13 protein-coding genes are annotated in these 18,517 nt (G+C 44.0%); 11 read left to right on the forward strand and 2 right to left on the reverse strand.

What is annotated here, in order from left to right:
* Positions 1 to 16 precede the first annotated feature (16 nt).
* From pilQ to CZ794_RS00115, 7 genes are all read left to right on the forward strand, one after another.
* Complete coding sequence (gene pilQ, locus CZ794_RS00085) at positions 17 to 2,377, forward strand: type IV pilus secretin PilQ (RefSeq protein ID WP_087039625.1); 2,361 nt, start codon at positions 17 to 19, stop codon at positions 2,375 to 2,377.
* Between the two features lie 153 nt (positions 2,378 to 2,530).
* Positions 2,531 to 3,091, forward strand: coding sequence for a shikimate kinase AroK (aroK, locus tag CZ794_RS00090; protein ID WP_087039626.1), 561 nt, complete (start codon positions 2,531 to 2,533; stop codon positions 3,089 to 3,091).
* Positions 3,092 to 3,168: 77 nt separating this feature from the next.
* Positions 3,169 to 4,272, forward strand: coding sequence for a 3-dehydroquinate synthase (gene aroB, locus CZ794_RS00095; RefSeq protein ID WP_087039627.1), 1,104 nt, complete (start codon positions 3,169 to 3,171; stop codon positions 4,270 to 4,272).
* Between the two features lie 130 nt (positions 4,273 to 4,402).
* Positions 4,403 to 5,491, forward strand: a complete 1,089-nt coding sequence (locus CZ794_RS00100; RefSeq protein WP_087039628.1) for a hypothetical protein — start codon at positions 4,403 to 4,405, stop codon at positions 5,489 to 5,491.
* 904 nt (positions 5,492 to 6,395) lie between these two features.
* Positions 6,396 to 10,859 (forward strand): glutamate synthase large subunit, encoded by a 4,464-nt coding sequence (gene gltB / locus CZ794_RS00105; RefSeq protein ID WP_087039629.1) that lies wholly within the window; start codon positions 6,396 to 6,398, stop codon positions 10,857 to 10,859.
* Positions 10,860 to 11,025: 166 nt separating this feature from the next.
* Complete coding sequence (locus tag CZ794_RS00110; protein WP_087039630.1) at positions 11,026 to 12,447, forward strand: FAD-dependent oxidoreductase; 1,422 nt, start codon at positions 11,026 to 11,028, stop codon at positions 12,445 to 12,447.
* Positions 12,448 to 12,631: 184 nt separating this feature from the next.
* Positions 12,632 to 13,843, forward strand: coding sequence for an FUSC family protein (locus CZ794_RS00115; RefSeq protein WP_227681390.1), 1,212 nt, complete (start codon positions 12,632 to 12,634; stop codon positions 13,841 to 13,843).
* Between the two features lie 64 nt (positions 13,844 to 13,907).
* Here CZ794_RS00115 and CZ794_RS00120 read toward each other — a convergent pair whose 3' ends face one another.
* The gene (locus CZ794_RS00120; protein ID WP_087039632.1) at positions 13,908 to 15,044 is read right to left on the reverse strand and encodes a PotD/PotF family extracellular solute-binding protein; all 1,137 of its coding nucleotides are present in this window, start codon (positions 15,042 to 15,044) and stop codon (positions 13,908 to 13,910) included.
* 176 nt (positions 15,045 to 15,220) lie between these two features.
* Here CZ794_RS00120 and CZ794_RS14130 point away from each other — a divergent pair, with 176 nt between their 5' ends.
* Both CZ794_RS14130 and CZ794_RS00125 read left to right on the forward strand, forming a co-directional pair.
* Positions 15,221 to 15,376: a hypothetical protein gene (locus CZ794_RS14130; protein ID WP_256958792.1), complete on the forward strand. Its 156-nt coding sequence runs from the start codon at positions 15,221 to 15,223 to the stop codon at positions 15,374 to 15,376.
* A gap of 152 nt (positions 15,377 to 15,528) precedes the next feature.
* Complete coding sequence (locus CZ794_RS00125; RefSeq protein WP_087039633.1) at positions 15,529 to 15,792, forward strand: hypothetical protein; 264 nt, start codon at positions 15,529 to 15,531, stop codon at positions 15,790 to 15,792.
* 23 nt (positions 15,793 to 15,815) lie between these two features.
* Here the strand turns inward: CZ794_RS00125 and CZ794_RS00130 are convergent, their stop codons facing one another.
* The gene (locus CZ794_RS00130) at positions 15,816 to 16,640 is read right to left on the reverse strand and encodes a Cof-type HAD-IIB family hydrolase (protein ID WP_087039634.1); all 825 of its coding nucleotides are present in this window, start codon (positions 16,638 to 16,640) and stop codon (positions 15,816 to 15,818) included.
* Positions 16,641 to 17,013: 373 nt separating this feature from the next.
* Between CZ794_RS00130 and CZ794_RS00135 the strand changes: the two genes are divergently transcribed.
* Complete coding sequence (locus CZ794_RS00135) at positions 17,014 to 17,586, forward strand: hemerythrin domain-containing protein (RefSeq protein WP_087039635.1); 573 nt, start codon at positions 17,014 to 17,016, stop codon at positions 17,584 to 17,586.
* Between the two features lie 196 nt (positions 17,587 to 17,782).
* Positions 17,783 to 18,259, forward strand: coding sequence for a BLUF domain-containing protein (locus tag CZ794_RS00140; protein WP_087039636.1), 477 nt, complete (start codon positions 17,783 to 17,785; stop codon positions 18,257 to 18,259).
* Positions 18,260 to 18,517: the final 258 nt, after the last annotated feature.

Raw genomic sequence — 18,517 nt, forward strand, 5'->3', positions numbered from 1 at the left:
TTTTGAGGAATACATAATGACAGTACGCAATAACAAGGTAATGATGATGAGCAACCGCGTGTCTTCTGCTTTTGCCATTTCAGCATTGGCAATCAGTATGGTAGCAGTGAGTAGCAGTGCCCATGCTGCACAGCGTATTAACAACATCTCTGTGGTACAAACGGCGCCTGCTGTAACACAAATGCGTTTGGGTTTTGCAGGCGCGCCAGTATTACCTGCCGCTTATCAGCTTGATGATCCGAGTCGTTTGGTACTAGATTTTGAACAGGTACAAAACGGCTTGGTAAGCCGTTTTAATGAGTACAATGTTGGGATGGTCAATGAGGTCACTACTTTAAGTAGCGACAGTACCACGCGTCTTATTGTTGGTCTTAAACAGTCAGGTAATTATACGACAGAGATTGAAGGTAACGATCTACTACTCACCATCACAGATCCTGCTCGCCCTGCTGTGACTAATGACCCGGTTCAAGACGTAATCAATAACAGCAATGCGATGACGACCACGGCAGTTGTGACACCAATCGTTGAGACCAGCGTTGCCCCTGTTGCTGCGGTTCGTACAACCAGCACGGCGGTAGTAAAAAATGAAGTACCAGCTGATACGATGGTAGTCAGAGTTAATCCATTATTAAACCCGCAACTTGCTTCTGCACAGGTCAGTAAACAATACAGTTATGATGGTCTGAGCGCAGTTAATTTTTCGGCAGGTAACGATGGTGGCGGTGATGTCAGCATGGTACTTGCCAACGAAGCCATTCCAGTAGATGTGCAACGTCAAGGTAATAAACTGGTCGTACGTTTGACTGGCAGTACCGTACCTAGAAACCTGTTACGTCGCTTAAACATCAATAGTGGTCTTGTGAGTAGCATTGATACCCAAAACCAAGGCCAAAACGGTGTTATCACTATCAACATGGCGGAAGACTATGAATATCAAGCGTATCAGTCAGGTAATCAGTTAAATATTAGTATCAGCAAGCCTGAATTGCTACGTGAACCAACGCTTGAAGAAAAAGTGTATAGCGGTGAGCCGCTGTCTATGGAATTCCAAGACGTCGAAATCCGCAGTGTGTTAGATATTCTAGCGCAGTTTACAGAAATGAATATTGTGGCGAATGATTCGGTCACTGGCAATATTACCTTACGACTGATCAATGTACCGTGGGATCAAGCGCTTGATATCATCCTAAAAAGTAAAAACCTAGGCAAACGCGAAAATGGCAACGTCATTTTGGTGGCGCCTGCTACTGAACTGGCTGAGCAAGAAGCGCGTGAACTTGAAGCCCAGCAAGCGGTTGAATCTTTTGCCCCACTGCGTACTGAATACATTCGTCTGAGCTATGCTAAAGCCCAAGATGTATTAACTCTGATTTCTCAGGGTAGTGGAGCGACTGGTGGCGCCAGTAGTAGCGGTATTGCAAACCGTGCCAATGACAACAATACATTGTTGTCCGATCGCGGAACGGTAACGGTTGACGAGCGTACCAATACTTTAATCGTTAAAGATGTCGCCAATAGCATTGAGAATATTCGCACATTGATTGGGAAAATTGATATTCCTGTGCGTCAAGTTATGATTGAAGCGCGTATCGTAAGTGCTACTGATAGCTTTAGTAAAGAGATTGGTGTGCGTTGGGGTATTTTATCCAACGGTGCGGCCAATAATCGCAGCTTATTGGTGGGCGGTAGCGATCAAACCTTATGGGATTTGAAAAACTTCGACGTAGAGACGACAACGGTCAATGGTCAGACCGTTTCTTATCCTTCGTACGATATTAGCCGTCCTGATAATTTAAACGTTGATTTAGGAGTGGCTAACCCAGCAGGTAGCATCGCTTTTGGTCTACTTAGCCTGTCTGATGTGATGCTTGATCTTGAACTATCAGCATTGCAAGCAGACAACCGCGGTGAGGTTATTTCTACGCCGAAAGTTTTGACAGCTGATAAGCAAACGGCAAAAGTCTCTTCTGGTACTCAGATTCCTTATCAAGAAGCATCAGCAAGCGGCGCAACTACAACCAGCTTTAGAGAAGCGGCATTAAGTCTAGAGGCGACACCAAATATTACGCCTGATGGTAAAATTGGTTTGCAGTTGCTGATCACTAACGGTACGCCAGTATTTACCAATGGTATTGTTGCTATCAATGAAGACTCTATCTCAACCAATGTGACTGTAGAAGATGGTCAAACCGTGGTGCTGGGTGGAATCTTTAGAAACCGTACCAATAATGATGTGAGTAAAGTACCTTTCTTAGGAGACTTGCCCTATATTGGCCGCGCCTTCCGTAAAGATGTGCGTAACAATAACAAAGAAGAGCTATTGATATTTATTACACCAAAACTCATCAATGACGGTGTTAGCCGCTTGAATTAAGCAGCTACTGATGGATTTTTACTTAAAAAGGCAAGCAGTGATGCTTGCTTTTTTTACGCATGACTTTTGAGCAGTACGCACAATAATCATGACTGCTTACTAGCCAGAATATCAATGACGTTGTATCATACCTAATTTAGCTGAGTGAGTATTATGGTGGAGGAATTACCGTCGGTGTTTTTAGTAGGACCGATGGGAGCAGGGAAGACCACGATCGGTAAATTGCTTGCCAAGCAATTAGGGCGCTCTTTTGTAGACAGTGATTGGTATATTGAGTCTCAGACAGGGGCGGATATTGCTTGGATCTTTGCTAAAGAGGGCGAAGCTGGGTTTCGGGAGCGTGAAACACGAGCCATTGATGAGTTGACTCAAAAAAATCAAATTGTCTTAGCGACTGGCGGCGGCGCAGTCATGTGTGCCGAAAACCGAGAGTTTTTAAGGCAACGTGGTATCGTGGTCTATTTGAATGCACCAGTTGATGTGCAAATGGCACGTACTGCCAAAGACAAAACAAGACCATTACTACAACAGCCCAATCCCAGAAAAATCTTGCAAGAACTGTACAATAAACGCGATCCCTTATATCGCCAAGTTGCACATATCATTATGCCGACCGGTCATACTTATCCACGCCACATGGTGAATCAGCTCTTACAGCAGCTGAGCGCATTTATTCCTTCTATCTCTAAAGAACCAGAACCCAAAGAAGAGTAAGACTGACGAACGACTGATGGTAGAGTCATGCGACGTCTTCTGCTTTTACTTTATTACATACGTTTAGGGAGTATTCAATGTCATTGTTTCAGGATGGCTTAACGGTTCATACGCAAAGCCATGATTATCCCATTGTCATCACTGAAAAAACAGTGACAGAGCACGACAGTATGGCGAAGCAAATTGTCCCTTATATTGTTGGTCGCCAAGTACTGATTGTCACGAATGATACAGTAGCACCTTTATATTTAAACGCGTTAGAAGAAGAGTTGGCAGGGCAGTTTACAGTTAAGGTATGTGTGCTGCCAGATGGTGAGCAGTATAAGAATCAGGATAGTATCAACCAAATTTATGACGCGCTAATGGCTGAGCATTTTAATCGTGATGTCACACTGATCGCGCTTGGCGGCGGGGTAGTTGGTGATATGACAGGTTTTGCCGCGGCAAGCTTTATGCGCGGTGTGAATTTTATCCAGATTCCAACGACGCTATTGTCACAAGTAGATTCAAGCGTCGGTGGTAAGACAGGTATCAATCATGCTCAGGGCAAAAACATGATTGGTGCCTTTTGGCAGCCGCAAATGGTACTTGCTGATATGAGTACGCTGAAAACATTGCCTGCGCGTGAGCTATCTGCAGGACTTGCTGAAGTGATTAAATACGCCCTCATCATGGATGAGGCGTTTTTGACATGGCTTGAAGACAACCTACCTGCCATGATGGCACTAGATCTGGCGGTACTTGGCGAGGCAGTAAAACGCTGCTGTCAGTATAAGGCCGATATCGTGGCGCAAGACGAAAGAGAGTCAGGCGTGCGTGCATTGTTGAACTTTGGACATACCTTTGGACATGTGATTGAAACCCATCAAGGCTACGGCAATTGGCTCCATGGCGAGGCAGTTGCAGCTGGCATGGTACAAGCGGCTGAGCTGTCACAAAAACTTGGTTGGTTAACGACCGAGGAGGTTGCTCGTGTTAAACGTATTTTAACGCTAGCCAATTTGCCCACCACACCGCCATCTATTGATGTACAAACGGCATTGAACTTGATGGGGCATGATAAAAAAGTGAAACACGGACAAATCCGCCTTATTTTGTTAAAATCATTAGGCAAGGCTGTCTTAACCAATGAGTTTGACACCAATCTTTTGACTGACGTTTTATCGCAACATAGCGAATGATATATTAAGTGACCAACGCGCGTAAATGTTCATTGCGCGTCACCATTTAGCATATATTGGTCAGCCATAACGTTAGTTGAACACGCATTTATTTCATGCGGTTACCTATATTTTTACCAAGGATATTTTCATGGCTGCTTTAAGATCGACGCCTCGTACCGCTAGCCAATCCTATCGCCGACAAGCTTTGATATGGCTAGTCGCAACCTTACTACTGGGTGTGGTCACAGCATTACTTTGGATGTTGAGTCAGACACCAGCGATGGGTGCTAAAATCGAAAATGCCCCGATATCGACACCGCAAGCCCTGAGTACTGAGCTTAAACAGCCATTGAAAATCGAATCATTGCATGAGCTGGATACAGATGTGCAGCCTATCAGTTTTGATACGACGGTTCGGGATTTGCGCAACTACCCCAAAGAGTTTAAAGATAAACGTTATCTGCTGGCCAATAAGGGTAAGTGGACAGTGCAGGTCATGAATGTGGCTGAAAATGACGTGATTGTCAGTTATTTAGAAGGTCGTGACGACCGCGAAAAATTCGCTTACTTCCGTTATCTCGATGATGAGAAGCAAGTGCGCTATATGCTCACCTATGGCATCATGAGCAGCCCGCAAGAAGCGATTGGCGCCGCAAAACTCATTGACTTTAAACTGCCCAATAACGTGCGCGTGTTGCCAGAAGAGATCAATCGTTATGTGGGTATCATCGATAACTACGAGCGTCCTGATCCTGTCAAAGACTTGAGTACCAAACGCACCCGTTCTGTGAATCTAAAGCCCACCAAACGTGAAGTACCTGTGCGTCAGCAAACACAAGAAACTAATGATGCGGCTGATCAAAACACAGGAAACAACACCAATCAGAGCAATCAATCATCAACGCGCTATAGTGAAGAAAGTATTCGCCAGTCAGCTGATACTTCTGATACGTTATCTGTTACAGAAGAGCGCATCGTTGGTTTTGATGAGCGCACTACATCTGCACCGCCTAAGAGCGAAGAGGGCGCTGCCAAACCTGCGAGCCAAGACAACAAAAAACCGTCAGGATCTGAGGCAGATAACGGCGCTGCTAAAAAACCGCCAGTCGTACCCGCTCCTAAGCAGCCAACTACCAACGGTAACGCAAATTCGAACAGTACCAGCAGGAACGCCAATGCGGCTCCTAAGGCTAACCCTGATAGTATGAAAGCGCTGATTGAAGATAAGAACAACTAGTATGTAATGGTTGCTGTTATTCAGTCATAATAAGAAGTACAAAGAACCCACGAGTAGACATACTGAGTGGGTTTTTTTGTGGGCTTTATTATTTAACTATAACGGTATTCAACTATGTTGGAAGGGTTTTATTAATGCTGCCCAACCTGTAATGATTACTCTATTTGAGGCCAAGAAACGTTACTCTAATTTAGTGCCAGATTAGTATTTTCTTTTGTCTTATAACCAATAGGAATACGTAGTCTTACAAAATATGGCTAATGAATTGATAGAAAAGACTAGATTTTTTCCAAATCATTAACTAATATAACTGTGGGCGACGTTCTGTATAGTTATCGTAAAAACTGTATATTTAACAATTATTTAGTAAGGTTTTTGGCATTTATAGAACATTTTACTAAAACTTGTTGTCTCAAGCGTGGCTACTTGCGTTTTGTATTAAAACGCTCATAAGTGGTCCAACCTCTCTTATAGTCGCTTTGATTAGGGTGACTAAAGCGCTTGAATACAGAGCGTCAGATATTCAAAACCAATCGAATGCACTGTCATTCAAAGCCTTGCTTAGCAGTTTTAAGCGCTAGGCATGACACAGTGACAAGCGTTACTCAAGATGCGATAGTACATCATTGATGAATGAATAACGGATATACAGGGTCGTATTTCCTCCCATTGTAAAGGGTTACTGCTGACTGCCTGTTGATATCCCAATTATCCGTCAAAACATCATCTAATAACTGGAAAGGGTGAGTTTTAATTTTCCTCTCCAAATATGATGTGTATGAGCATCACGCCATTTATTAATGTTGATATACGAATATTAATTATCAGCCCGTTCTGCCTACGGGTGTCAGCTTATGTGCCGCATTGGATATATACGCTACCCGTTTACTTAAAAGGACCAGCTATGTCAATGATTTCCTCGCAAACCCACCTGGCCACGCCAGATGATTTTTCTGATAATTGCGGTTTTGGTTTGATTGCTCACATTGAGGGTGAAGCCAGCCACAATTTGGTAAAAACTGCTATTCATAGCTTGAGCTGTATGACCCACCGCGGCGGTGTTGCTGCTGACGGTAGAACGGGCGACGGTTGTGGCCTATTATTGGCAATGCCAACCAAATTTTTTAAAAATATTGCCGCTGAACAGCAATTCGTCGTGACGGATAATTTTGCCGTGGGCATGGTATTCGTGAATACGGACGAGACAAAAGCCAACCATAGCCAGCAAGTGCTAAACGAGGAGCTGGTGGCACAAGGGCTAGACGTCGCTGGTTGGCGCGATGTACCACTTGATTTGAGTATTGTCGGCGAGATTGGTCGTGAGACATTACCAGATTTTAAGCAAGTATTTGTGAATGCGGCTGATGATTTGGCAGCAGATGACTTCAATCGTAAGCTGTTTGTTGCGCGTAAAAAAGCAGAGCAGCGTCTGACTGAAGATGAGTTGTTTTATGTTTGCTCATTGAGCTGCCAGACGATTATTTATAAAGGTCTGGTGATGCCATCAGACTTGCCAGCCTTCTTTTTAGATTTACAAGATGAGCGTTTGGCCTCTCACATTGTGGTCTTTCATCAGCGTTTTTCAACCAATACACTACCGCGCTGGCCACTGGCGCAGCCATTCCGCTATCTTGCTCACAATGGCGAGCTAAATACCATTACAGGTAACCGTAATTGGTCTGAAGCACGCACACCAAAGCTAAAATCTAAAAAATTGCCTGAGTTGAATCAGCTAACCCCTCTAGTAAATAGCACAGGCTCAGACTCCTCAAGCTTAGACAATATGCTTGAAGTACTGATGTCAGGTGGCATGAATCTGTTCCACGCAATGTCAATCCTAGTACCACCAGCATGGCAGAATGTCGATAGCATGGATATGGACTTGCGCGCATTTTATGAGTTTTACTCGCAGCATATGGAAGCGTGGGATGGTCCAGCAGGTCTAGTGATTCAAGACGGACGTTATGCTGTTTGTATGCTGGATCGTAACGGCCTACGTCCATCGCGCTGGGTAACGACCAAAAATGGTTATATCACGGTCGCCTCTGAGGTTGGCGTTTGGGATTATGCGCCACAAGATGTATTGGCAAAGGGTCGCGTTGGTCCAGGTCAAATGCTGGTTATTGATACATTGACGGGTCAAATTTTAGATACCAAAGCCATTGCAACCCTACTCAAAAAGGCGCATCCATATCGCAAATGGCTGCGTGAAGAGGCAACACGTATTCGTGATGATGAGCGTTTGGAAGAAACCTTGGCAGCGCAGTCTTGCCGCGGTGATAAGCTAAAAGCCTTACAAAAGATGTATCACATCACCAACGAAGAGCGTACAGAAATCATTCGTCCCAATGCCGAAAACGGTCAAGAGCCAGTGGGTTCGATGGGTGATGACACGCCGATGGCGGTACTGTCGCAGCAAATCCGCCATGTCGGTGACTTCTTCCGTCAGCAGTTTGCGCAGGTAACCAATCCACCGATTGACCCATTACGTGAATCTATCGTAATGTCATTACAAACGTGCCTAGGCGCTGAAACCAATGTGTTTGCGCCTTCAGCAAGAGACGCGCACCGTATTATCTTATCGTCGCCAGTATTGTCAGCCAGTAAAATGCAGCAGCTTGAAACGTTGAATGATCCAGCGTTCAAGACCGCTCGTATTGATTTGAACTATGATCGCACCTTGGGCTTGTCTGATGCTATTAAGAGTATCTGTGAGCAGGTGGAGAGCAGCATCCGTGCTGGTAATACATTGATCGTACTGTCTGATAAAGCCATCGATGCAGACAAAGTGCCTGCCAACGCGATCATGGTGACAGGCGCTGTGCATCACTATCTGATTGCCCGCGGTATTCGTACCGATGCCAACTTGATTGTGGAGACAGGTCTTGCCCGTGACTCGCATCAAGTGGCGGTATTGATTGGCTTTGGTGCGACCTGTATTTATCCATACTTAGCCTACGATGTCATTGATGATTTGGTCGCAACAGGTGAGCTGCTCGGCGATCCGATTCAAGCGAGAGTGAATTTCCGTAAAGGCTTGGATAAAGGGTTATTAAAAATCTTATCAAAAATGGGTATCTCTACCATTGTGTCTTATCGCGGTGCTCAATTGTTTGAAGCAGTCGGGCTGTCTGAAGAAGTCGTAAACTTATGCTTTAAAGGGGTGCAAAGCCGTATTAAAGGCGCAACTTTTGAAGATTTGGCAGCCGATCAAGCGCAATTGGCAGCGAATGCTTTTAAACGCCGTGCACCACTGGATCAAGGCGGTTTGCTCAAGTTTGTCTTTAACAAAGAGTACCATGCCTTCAATCCAGACGTGATCAACAGCTTGCACACGGCGGTACGCACAGGCGACTATGAGAATTATCGTCAGTATGCCAATCTGGTCAATAGCCGCCCAGTCGCGACGTTGCGTGATTTATTGCAGTTGAAGACGGACAACAGTATTGATGTTAATGATGTTGAAGACATCTCTGAGATTTTGACGCGTTTTGATTCAGCAGGCATGTCATTGGGAGCATTGTCTCCTGAAGCGCACGAAGCCATTGCCATGGCGATGAACACCATCGGTGGACGCTCGAACTCTGGTGAAGGCGGTGAAGATCCAGCCCGCTATGGTACGCTACGCAACTCTAAAATCAAGCAAGTTGCTTCGGGTCGTTTTGGGGTGACGCCAGCATACCTGCGCTCAGCAGAAGTGATGCAAATCAAAGTCGCTCAAGGCGCAAAACCAGGTGAAGGGGGTCAGCTACCAGGTGGTAAGGTCAACGCGTTGATTGCGCGCTTGCGTTACTCTGTACCAGGGGTGACGCTGATTTCACCACCGCCGCATCACGATATTTACTCTATCGAAGATTTGGCGCAGCTGATTTTTGATTTAAAGCAAGTCAACCCAGATGCTTTGGTATCGGTAAAATTGGTCTCACGCCCTGGCGTTGGTACCATCGCAACAGGGGTGGCAAAAGCCTACGCGGATTTGATTACCATCTCAGGTTATGATGGCGGTACAGCGGCGTCTCCACTGTCATCTATTCATCATGCAGGCTCACCGTGGGAGCTTGGACTGGCTGAGACTCATCAGTCGTTACGTGTCAATGGACTGCGTGATAAAGTCCGTGTACAAACGGATGGCGGCTTGAAGACGGGTCTTGATGTGGTAAAAGCGGCGATTCTTGGCGCAGAAAGTTTCGGTTTTGGTACCACACCGATGATTGCGGTTGGTTGTAAATACCTACGTATCTGTCACCTTAACAACTGCCCGACAGGCGTTGCCACACAAAAAGCCATGTTGCGCGATGATCATTTCATTGGCGAGGCTGAGATGTTAATCAACTTCTTCAAATTCGTCGCAACTGAGACACGTGAGTGGCTTGCAGTACTGGGCGTTCGTAGTATGGAAGAGTTGGTTGGACGTACAGATTTGCTTGAAGTGTTAGAGGGTAATACCGATAAACAGCGTCATCTTGATTTAACGCCATTATTGTTCAGTCATCCAGCAGCAGAGGGTAAAGCGCAAACGTGTCAAGTAGCACGAAACGAGCCTTTTGATAAAGGTTTACTCGCTGAGCAGATGATCAGTGATATGTTATTAAGTATTCGTCAAGGCACAGGCGGCGACTATAGCTATTATGTTGGTAACTGTGACCGCTCTATCGGCGCTCGTATTTCTGGCGAAATTGCTCAATTGTGGGGCAATCTTGGTATGAGTGATATGCCAATCAAACTGCACCTGACAGGCACAGCAGGGCAGAGTTTGGGCGTTTGGAATGCTGGCGGTTTGAATATTGAGCTTGAAGGCGATGCCAACGATTACGTCGGTAAAGGCATGGCAGGTGGCGAGATTGTCATTTATCCACCAAAAGACTCAAGCTTTAACGCACAAGACACCGCCATCATTGGCAATACCTGCTTGTATGGTGCCACTGGTGGTAAATTGTATGCAGCGGGTACAGCAGGTGAGCGTTTTGCGGTTCGTAACTCTGGTACGCATGCCGTCATTGAAGGCACTGGTGATCATTGCTGTGAATATATGACAGGGGGCATCGTTACCATATTGGGCCGCACTGGTCTGAATTTTGGTGCAGGCATGACAGGCGGTTTCGCTTACGTGCTCGACATGGATGGTGATTTCTTTGATCGCTGCAACCATGAGCTGATTGATTTGAACCGTATCTCAAGCGAGCAAACGGAAGAGCATCGTATTTACTTACAACGAGTGATCAAAACGCATGTAGACAAAACTGGCAGTGCATGGGGTCAGACGATATTGGCTGATTTTGAACATTACATTCGTAAGTTTTACTTAGTGAAGCCAAAAGCGGCGAACATTGCGAGCCTTCTTAAAACCACCATGGCTGATCCTCAATAGAGGGTCTGTTATGACTTTGATTGGTCATTTAGCAATAGGTTTTTAGAGGTATTTTAACTCACAGGTTTTAAGCAGGTAAGTGACAACAGCTGCCCACGCGTCTTAAATGATAAGTTTGATTGAGTATTGCTGGTTGTCACCGCCCACTATAAAAGAGATTTTTACCATGGCAAAACGCTTAGAAAATAGTTTTCAGTTTTTAGATGTACCAAGGTTCGATCCGGCGAAAAAAGACATTGCAACGCGCTCAACGGAGTTTGTTGAAATTTATAAACCATTTGAGAGCGAAGCGGTATCACAGCAATCGCATCGTTGTCTTGAGTGCGGTAACCCGTATTGTGAATGGAAGTGTCCTGTACACAATTATATTCCCAACTGGCTCAAGCTTGCGACCGAAGGACAAATCTTTCAAGCGGCAGAGTTGTGTCACCGCACCAACACGCTGCCTGAGGTTTGTGGTCGCGTTTGTCCGCAAGACCGTCTGTGTGAAGGCGCTTGTACGCTCAATGATGGTTTTGGTGCTGTGACGATTGGTAATGTTGAAAAATACATCAATGACACAGCCTTTGCCTTAGGCTGGCGTCCAGATATGTCAGATGTGGTTTGGACGGACAAAAAGGTGGCCATCATTGGCGCAGGACCAGCAGGACTTGGTTGTGCAGATATTCTAGTCAGAAATGGCGTCAAGCCAGTCGTCTTTGATAAGCGTCCAGAGATTGGTGGCTTGCTGACGTTTGGTATTCCAGAGTTCAAAATGGAAAAAGACGTGATGCGTAATCGCCGCGTCATTTTTGAAGGCATGGGCATCGAATTCCGTCTTGAAACAGAAATCGGTACGGATATCAGTATTGATGAGCTATTGAGCGATTATGACGCCGTCTTTATGGGTATGGGAACCTATACTTATATGCGCGGCGGTTTTGCAGGCGAAGAGTTAGAAGGCGTTTATGATGCGCTAGATTACCTCATTGCCAATGTGAATCGCTGTAACGACTGGGAAAAGAACCCTGAAGAGTATATCGATTTTAAAGGCAAAAAAATTGTGGTGTTGGGCGGTGGTGATACCGCCATGGACTGTAACCGTACCAGTATCCGTCAAGGCGCCGAAAAAGTGGTCTGTGCCTATCGCCGCGATGAAGAAAACATGCCAGGCTCGCGTCGTGAAGTGGTCAATGCTCGTGAGGAGGGCGTTGAGTTCTTGTTCAACCGTCAGCCAACTGAAATCATTGGCTTGAACGGCAAGGTAAATGGGGTCAAAGTGGTCACAACCCAACTAGGCGCGCCTGACAACCGCGGTCGTCAACGCCCTGAGCCCATTCCCAATTCAGAAGAAATCATTGCTTGTGATGCCGTGATTATGGCTTTTGGTTTTAGACCGAGTCCTGCTGACTGGTTTGAGTCGCAGCAAGTATCAATGGACAGCTCTGGTCGGGTCTTGGCTCTGGAGTCGCAAACCTTTAAGTTCCAAACCAATAATCCAAAGATATTTGCGGGTGGTGATATGGTACGTGGGTCTGACTTAGTAGTGACAGCAATCTGGGAAGGCCGTGAAGCGGCAGAAGGTATCCTTGATTTCTTAGAAGTATAAGTAAAAGCTTTTACTTAAAGTAGTCATGAGCTTTGACCTCAAGCGTCTTTTGTCTTTTAATAGGCAAAAGACGTTTTTTTTTGAGAATGGCTTTGTAAATACAGATGTGGCTGCTAGCATGTTCACTTGTAGCTTGTCATTTATCTTCCTGATTCTAACCATCAACTAACAAGAGTGGTTTTGCGTGAAATTACCTATGTGGCAACGATTTACCGCACCGTTTATTGAGCCTTATGTTCGCTATCAGTATGCGGATGTGTTGCACGCCATACGTTTGGGTGTGGCAATAATACTGGCGTTTTTAGCGAACAAACTTACCAATCTTCCTCATGGAGAGTGGACGACCATTACGGTCTTTATCATATTGGGCTTGTTACAGTATCAAGGGGCGATCTATACCAAGGCCAAAGAGCGAGTACTTGGTACATTGTTCGGTATTGTTACCGCGCTTGGTGTGCTTTGGTTTACTCACAATGTCGGTGCGTGGTTATGGGTAGATTATGCACTCATTGGCTTACTAAGTGGCATCATTGGCTATTTGGCAATCAGGCAACTTGGGTACACAGGGTTACTGACGGGTATCACTATGCTGATGATTGTCTCAGACTTGGGCCATAGCACTATCGCTCAAGATGGGATTTACCGTGTCCTTAATATTTTAATTGGAACTGGTGTTGCGGTCGCAGTGACGTTGATTTTGCCGCTCAAATCTACCTTGATGTGGCGCTTTTTATTGGCAAGTAATCTTGAGGCTTGTGGCAGTCTCTATGCAGGGGTGGGCAATCACATTGATGCCACAGAAGGTGCAACTGAGCACACGGCCAAGCAACCAAATACCGTCGCTTTTCCTGCTAATGATGTGCCCGTTGATAAAGTGCTGGTCACCTCATTACAGCAGATCAATAAGCGATTGCTGGCGGTACGTCCTCATATCGCAGCGACTGCGAGTGAATCAGGCATCAAAAAAGAGACCCTAGAGACCATTCAACGTACGCATCGCAATATTATTGGCACTATTGATTTGTTATTAAGTGCGGCACCGCGTTTGGCAAATATTGAGATTGATGATGAAAACCACACGCTGTTGATTCATTATCAGCATGAGTTGACTCAAGCCATGCAGCACATGGCAGCAGTGCTGCGTAGTCCAAGTGATGAGATGTTTCGTCCCATTACGCGCATTACTGTATCAGAATACCCAAGCGTCCATCACTTGGCATTTGAGTGGCAAGGATACTTTTGGTTAACCAAGACCTTACAAGCGCAATTGCAGCAGCTCAGTGACTTGTTGCAGACCACCAAGCCGCATTGGTATGCCGCTTCAGGTCTGGGCTATCAGCGTCGTGAGCAGAGAAAAATCAAGCAGCAAGGCGGTGAGACAGATTTGCACTTATAAAAAAACGCTGACTCAAAAAGTCAGCGTTTTTATTTCGGTATTATTAAGGGTACAGAAGAAAGGATTAACGCCCAGTTTTTAGCTTGTCCCAATACTGCTGATACACTTGCAAGGCTTCATCACCCACATCTTCTTGGAATTCAGCTTTGGCCAATACTTCTTTGCTTGGATAAATCGTTGCGTTGTTGCGCACACTTTCGTCCATGAGCTCACGCGCTGCTAAATTCGGTGAGGCATAGCCAATCTCTTCACTGACGATCTTGGCGACTTCAGGACGCAATAAGTAATCGATAAACTTGTGGGCCGCATCGACCTGTTTGGCATTTTTTGGAATGACGAAGTTGTCCATCCACAAGATTGCGCCTTCAGTAGGATATTTATAAACCAAGCTGGTTAGACCTTCATCGTTTGCCATAACAGCTTCGCCATTCCAGCTCATACCAAGCGCTGTTTCGCCTTCAATGTAGGGCATACGCGTTGCATCAGAATTAAAGGTTTTGACGTTTGGCATGAGGGTCGTCAGCTTATCATAAGCGGCTTTAATCTCATCAGGGTTGCTGCTATTGCCTGAATAACCTAGTGTCAATAATGTCATACCGAATACTTCGCGTACGTCATTGGTCAACATCACCTGACCTTTATACTCAGGACGCCATAAGTCGTTCCAGCTGTTTACCTTGCTAGCATCAACCGTATCACCATTGATTGCCAAACCTGTGCTGCCCCACATATAAGGGATCGAGTATTTATTCTCAGGATCAACTTTGGTATTGGTAAATGAGGTATCTAGGTTTTTAAAATTGGTTAATTTGGATTTATCCAGCTCTTGTAAAAGACCTTCTTTTGCCATCTTTTCGACATAATAGGTCGATGGAATAGCAAGGTCATATTGACTGGAATCATCAAGCAACTTTAGCTTTGCGTACATGGCCTCATTAGAATCAAACGTGGTGTAATTCACATTGATACCCGTCTCTTCCTCAAAGCCATCCAAAACCTCTTGCGGCATATATTCTGACCAGTTATACAAATTAAGCGTCACATCGCTCGCGGCAGCACTACCATCAGCCGATGCATTATCAGAGTTGCTACAGCTGGCAAGTGCCAAACCCACTGTCATCGCCAATAAGGCTTTTGGCAGCGTACGACTGAGAGAGGCAGTAGTGCTAAGGGATAGGTGGGACGAGGATAAATGGGTCAAAATTTCTCTCCTAAAGAAGGTAGTACAAATGGATAAAAGCTTATAAACAATAAACCAGTAAATACGAGCAAGTAATCTTACTATTATGGTCATTGTCCTTTGGTTTTTAAAGGGGCAAGGTCAATAACGCCAATCTGCAATCATACTATGAGACGTTTAGACGTAGCTTCAGCCAGATGCTTATCGTTATACTGGCGCCTGTCTCTAATTCAATTGATGGTCATATAAATGGAATAAATTTTGCCAATTTAGCACTGCTTATGGCATCTGATTTGAGTGCAGCCATCACTGAACAATCTATTGCGGTCGATGGTGGTTCGACGGTGCCATAGCATTGACTTTGAACGCTTGATAAACCAATGAATGCTCGATATAGTTAGCTCAAAACAAAAAAGATATCTTTAAACCGGTTTTTTAATGAATCAACGATAAGCCTTACACCACAAAGAAGACAGTTAATTGATTTTGATAAACGAGAGATGAAATGGACAATCGTAGACTTGCTGGCATGATCACTATTCTTATAGGTCTGTTCGGTATTATCGCCTACTTGAATGCGGGTAATGGAATGCCAGTAGAAAGCTGGCCATTAGAGGCTTATCTTAGTCTGGCCGCTAGTATTGAGACACTAACGAGCGTATCGACAACGTTGGTTTATGTTCTCACAGTTGGGCTATTGTTTTTGATTATTACAAGACTTTATAAAACTGGTATTTGGGCTTATGATCAGATGTCTCGGCGCGGATGAGTGCTAATGCGCGCCTAAAATTTCTACGCTATACAAAATTGATCTAGCACAGCTTGTATCCCAAACTCTTCAATCGTTCCTGTCACAAAATCTGCTCGCTCGATTAGGGCAGGTTTTGCGTCACCCATTGCCACAGCAAATCCGACCAGATCAAACATCTCAAGATCATTCATGCCATCACCAAATGCCATGCACTCGCGCACATCCACACCATAGTATGCACACATGTCTTTGATACCGCGCGCTTTGGATGCCTCAATCGGTAAAATATCAGCACCGATATGATGCCAATGTACCAACTTCAAATCATATTTCTCAAAATCGACCTCTTGCATTTTGTCTTCTTGATCGTTGAAAAATACCGAACACTGATAAACCGTATTTGACTTGTAGTATTCTGGATCAACGATAGAGTTGGGCGTTCTGGCATTATAGTCACGCAAACGCTCGTTTTCATCTGACCATACAATATGCGTCGCTGAGTCAAACTTATGAATAAGGTTACTTTGCTGACAAAGATAAGAAATCTTATCGGTCTGCTCAGTACTCAATGGGTAGTGGCTAATCATGCCACCGTGATCAAAACTGTATTGACCATTCATACAAATAATCGCATCCAAAATATTGGCATCCAGCAGTGCCAAAATGTCATTAGGCAAAATGGCTTTGGAGCGTCCAGTCGAAATCACAAGCTTAATATCCGTTTCTGCCAGCTGTTCAAGGGTTGCTTTATTATGCTCTGCGATAATTCCATTACGGCTCAAAGTATCATCGATATCAAAGAATATAATCTTAGGCGTGGTTACTTTATTCATTATCTCTTTTGCGATCTTATCTTTAATAAACATGATTATCCTTCGTGATTTACACCCTAGGTGCGAGGGTGATAAAAATACAATGAGCCACATTGATGGCATTTGATTGCTTGTCTGTATTGGTTTTATCGTACCGTTTCATCAATTGTAAGTGAAAATTTTTTTGACTAGATTGTGTAACGTATTGACAGCTGGTTTTGTTTAGTCAAACAATTGCACAGACTATGGTTGATTTTACTACTGATGGCTATATATATATTCTACATATTTGCTTCAAGTTTTTTAGTAAAGCTAATCAATATTGTTTGATTATTGAATTTTAAGTGATCTATCAAAATATCGATAACGCATATACGAGCACTACTAAAAGAGTGAGTGAGCAAAGCCAATTTATAAGGATAATACCATGACGACCTTTACTAAAAATTCAAACTCTCAAGAAGCCTTATCACCGCGTCATCCTGACAGTCGGCTTCAAGCGGATTGGCTGTTTTTGTATGATAAACTGCCTCCTGCCCAATGGTTCAGCGCACAGTATGTCTATAAAACGTCAGGCTGGTTAAACATTCATGCCGATATACGTAAACGTCAGCATATCTTGACGCAGATTAGTGATGCCTATCATTCTGGTAGTATTGAATGGGCGCAATACCGTGTGCAACTCTTACCACGAATCAATCAGTATATTATGAAATTGCATCATCACCATAATATCGAGGATCAGGCGTATTTCCCAACGTTTATTCGTATGTACCCGCAGCTAAAATCAGGCTTTGAGATACTGGATCGAGACCACATACACTTGGATACCATATTAAATGAGCTGCAAACGTTAAATGGCAAGCTTGCAAATAGTGAGGTGGAAAATAAAGCATTGGGGGAGCAACTGCACAAGATCTTGATTGACGTCAGCAATTTATTGTCTCAGCATCTGACAGATGAAGAGGATCTGGTGATTCCTATTTTGGGTTTGAATTGAACCTACAAGCAATAATAGAATAAACGTTCTAATTATTGATATAATATTTTCACATATTTTAAAAAGTACTGAGGCTGAATGGTCAGGATGTTATGAAAATACAAAAACATGGCAAAAGACGAAAAAATGTTATTGCGTGTATTTAGTATTAAATAGTATCTTAATCTAAATGAATTTCTTATAAATAGGATTTCTGATGCAGACAAACACTCGCCATACTTCAGATAAGCATAAGAGAAATGGAGAGCATATTCTCATTAGCTTGACTTATATTGCTAAAAAAACTGAAAAAAATTCAGGTGTAGAGTTGGCTCGTGCGCTTGAGCATTGGCGCAGATACTTTGAAAACAATCATATAACCTCAGCCTTGGTCGTTAATGATGATTATTTTATTCAAAATATTCAGGGTTCAAGACCTGCCATCAATCAGGCTTTGGCAAAAATAATCAGTGAGTATTTAGAAATCTCACCCAATGTGATCGAGGTCGAAGAAATAGAAGTACGCACGTGGGATAAGTTTTTAATCAAGCATCTGACCTCAAGCGTTGAGGATGAGGAATATGCCTTGCAACATTTTTCAGCAGGTGCTGATTTTAATCCCTATTTGATGAAAAGTGTTCAGATTAGACGTTTTTTAAATGCCATTTTTGCAGAGGATAAAATTGTATCGTAGCTTAACTAAAGCTAGAGACAGGTTTTGATGTATCATTTTTAATAAGGAGCATCTGATAATTGCTCTGTCTTGTCGCTCAAAATCATAGAAAAATGCCACTCATATCTTTTAATAATTAGCATAGCGCTGCTGCCTTGACTGAGCCAGCTTTCTACCACCACTGCTTTATAGTAAATGCCACCATATTACTTGTTTAATATCGCCATATTGCCTTCATAGGAATGGCGATAGCAGATTACAAGACAGTCATTAGAATAC

Origin of the sequence: Psychrobacter sp. JB385, assembly GCF_900163785.1 — a bacterium.
In the GTDB taxonomy this organism is placed as follows: Bacteria; Pseudomonadota; Gammaproteobacteria; order Pseudomonadales; family Moraxellaceae; genus Psychrobacter.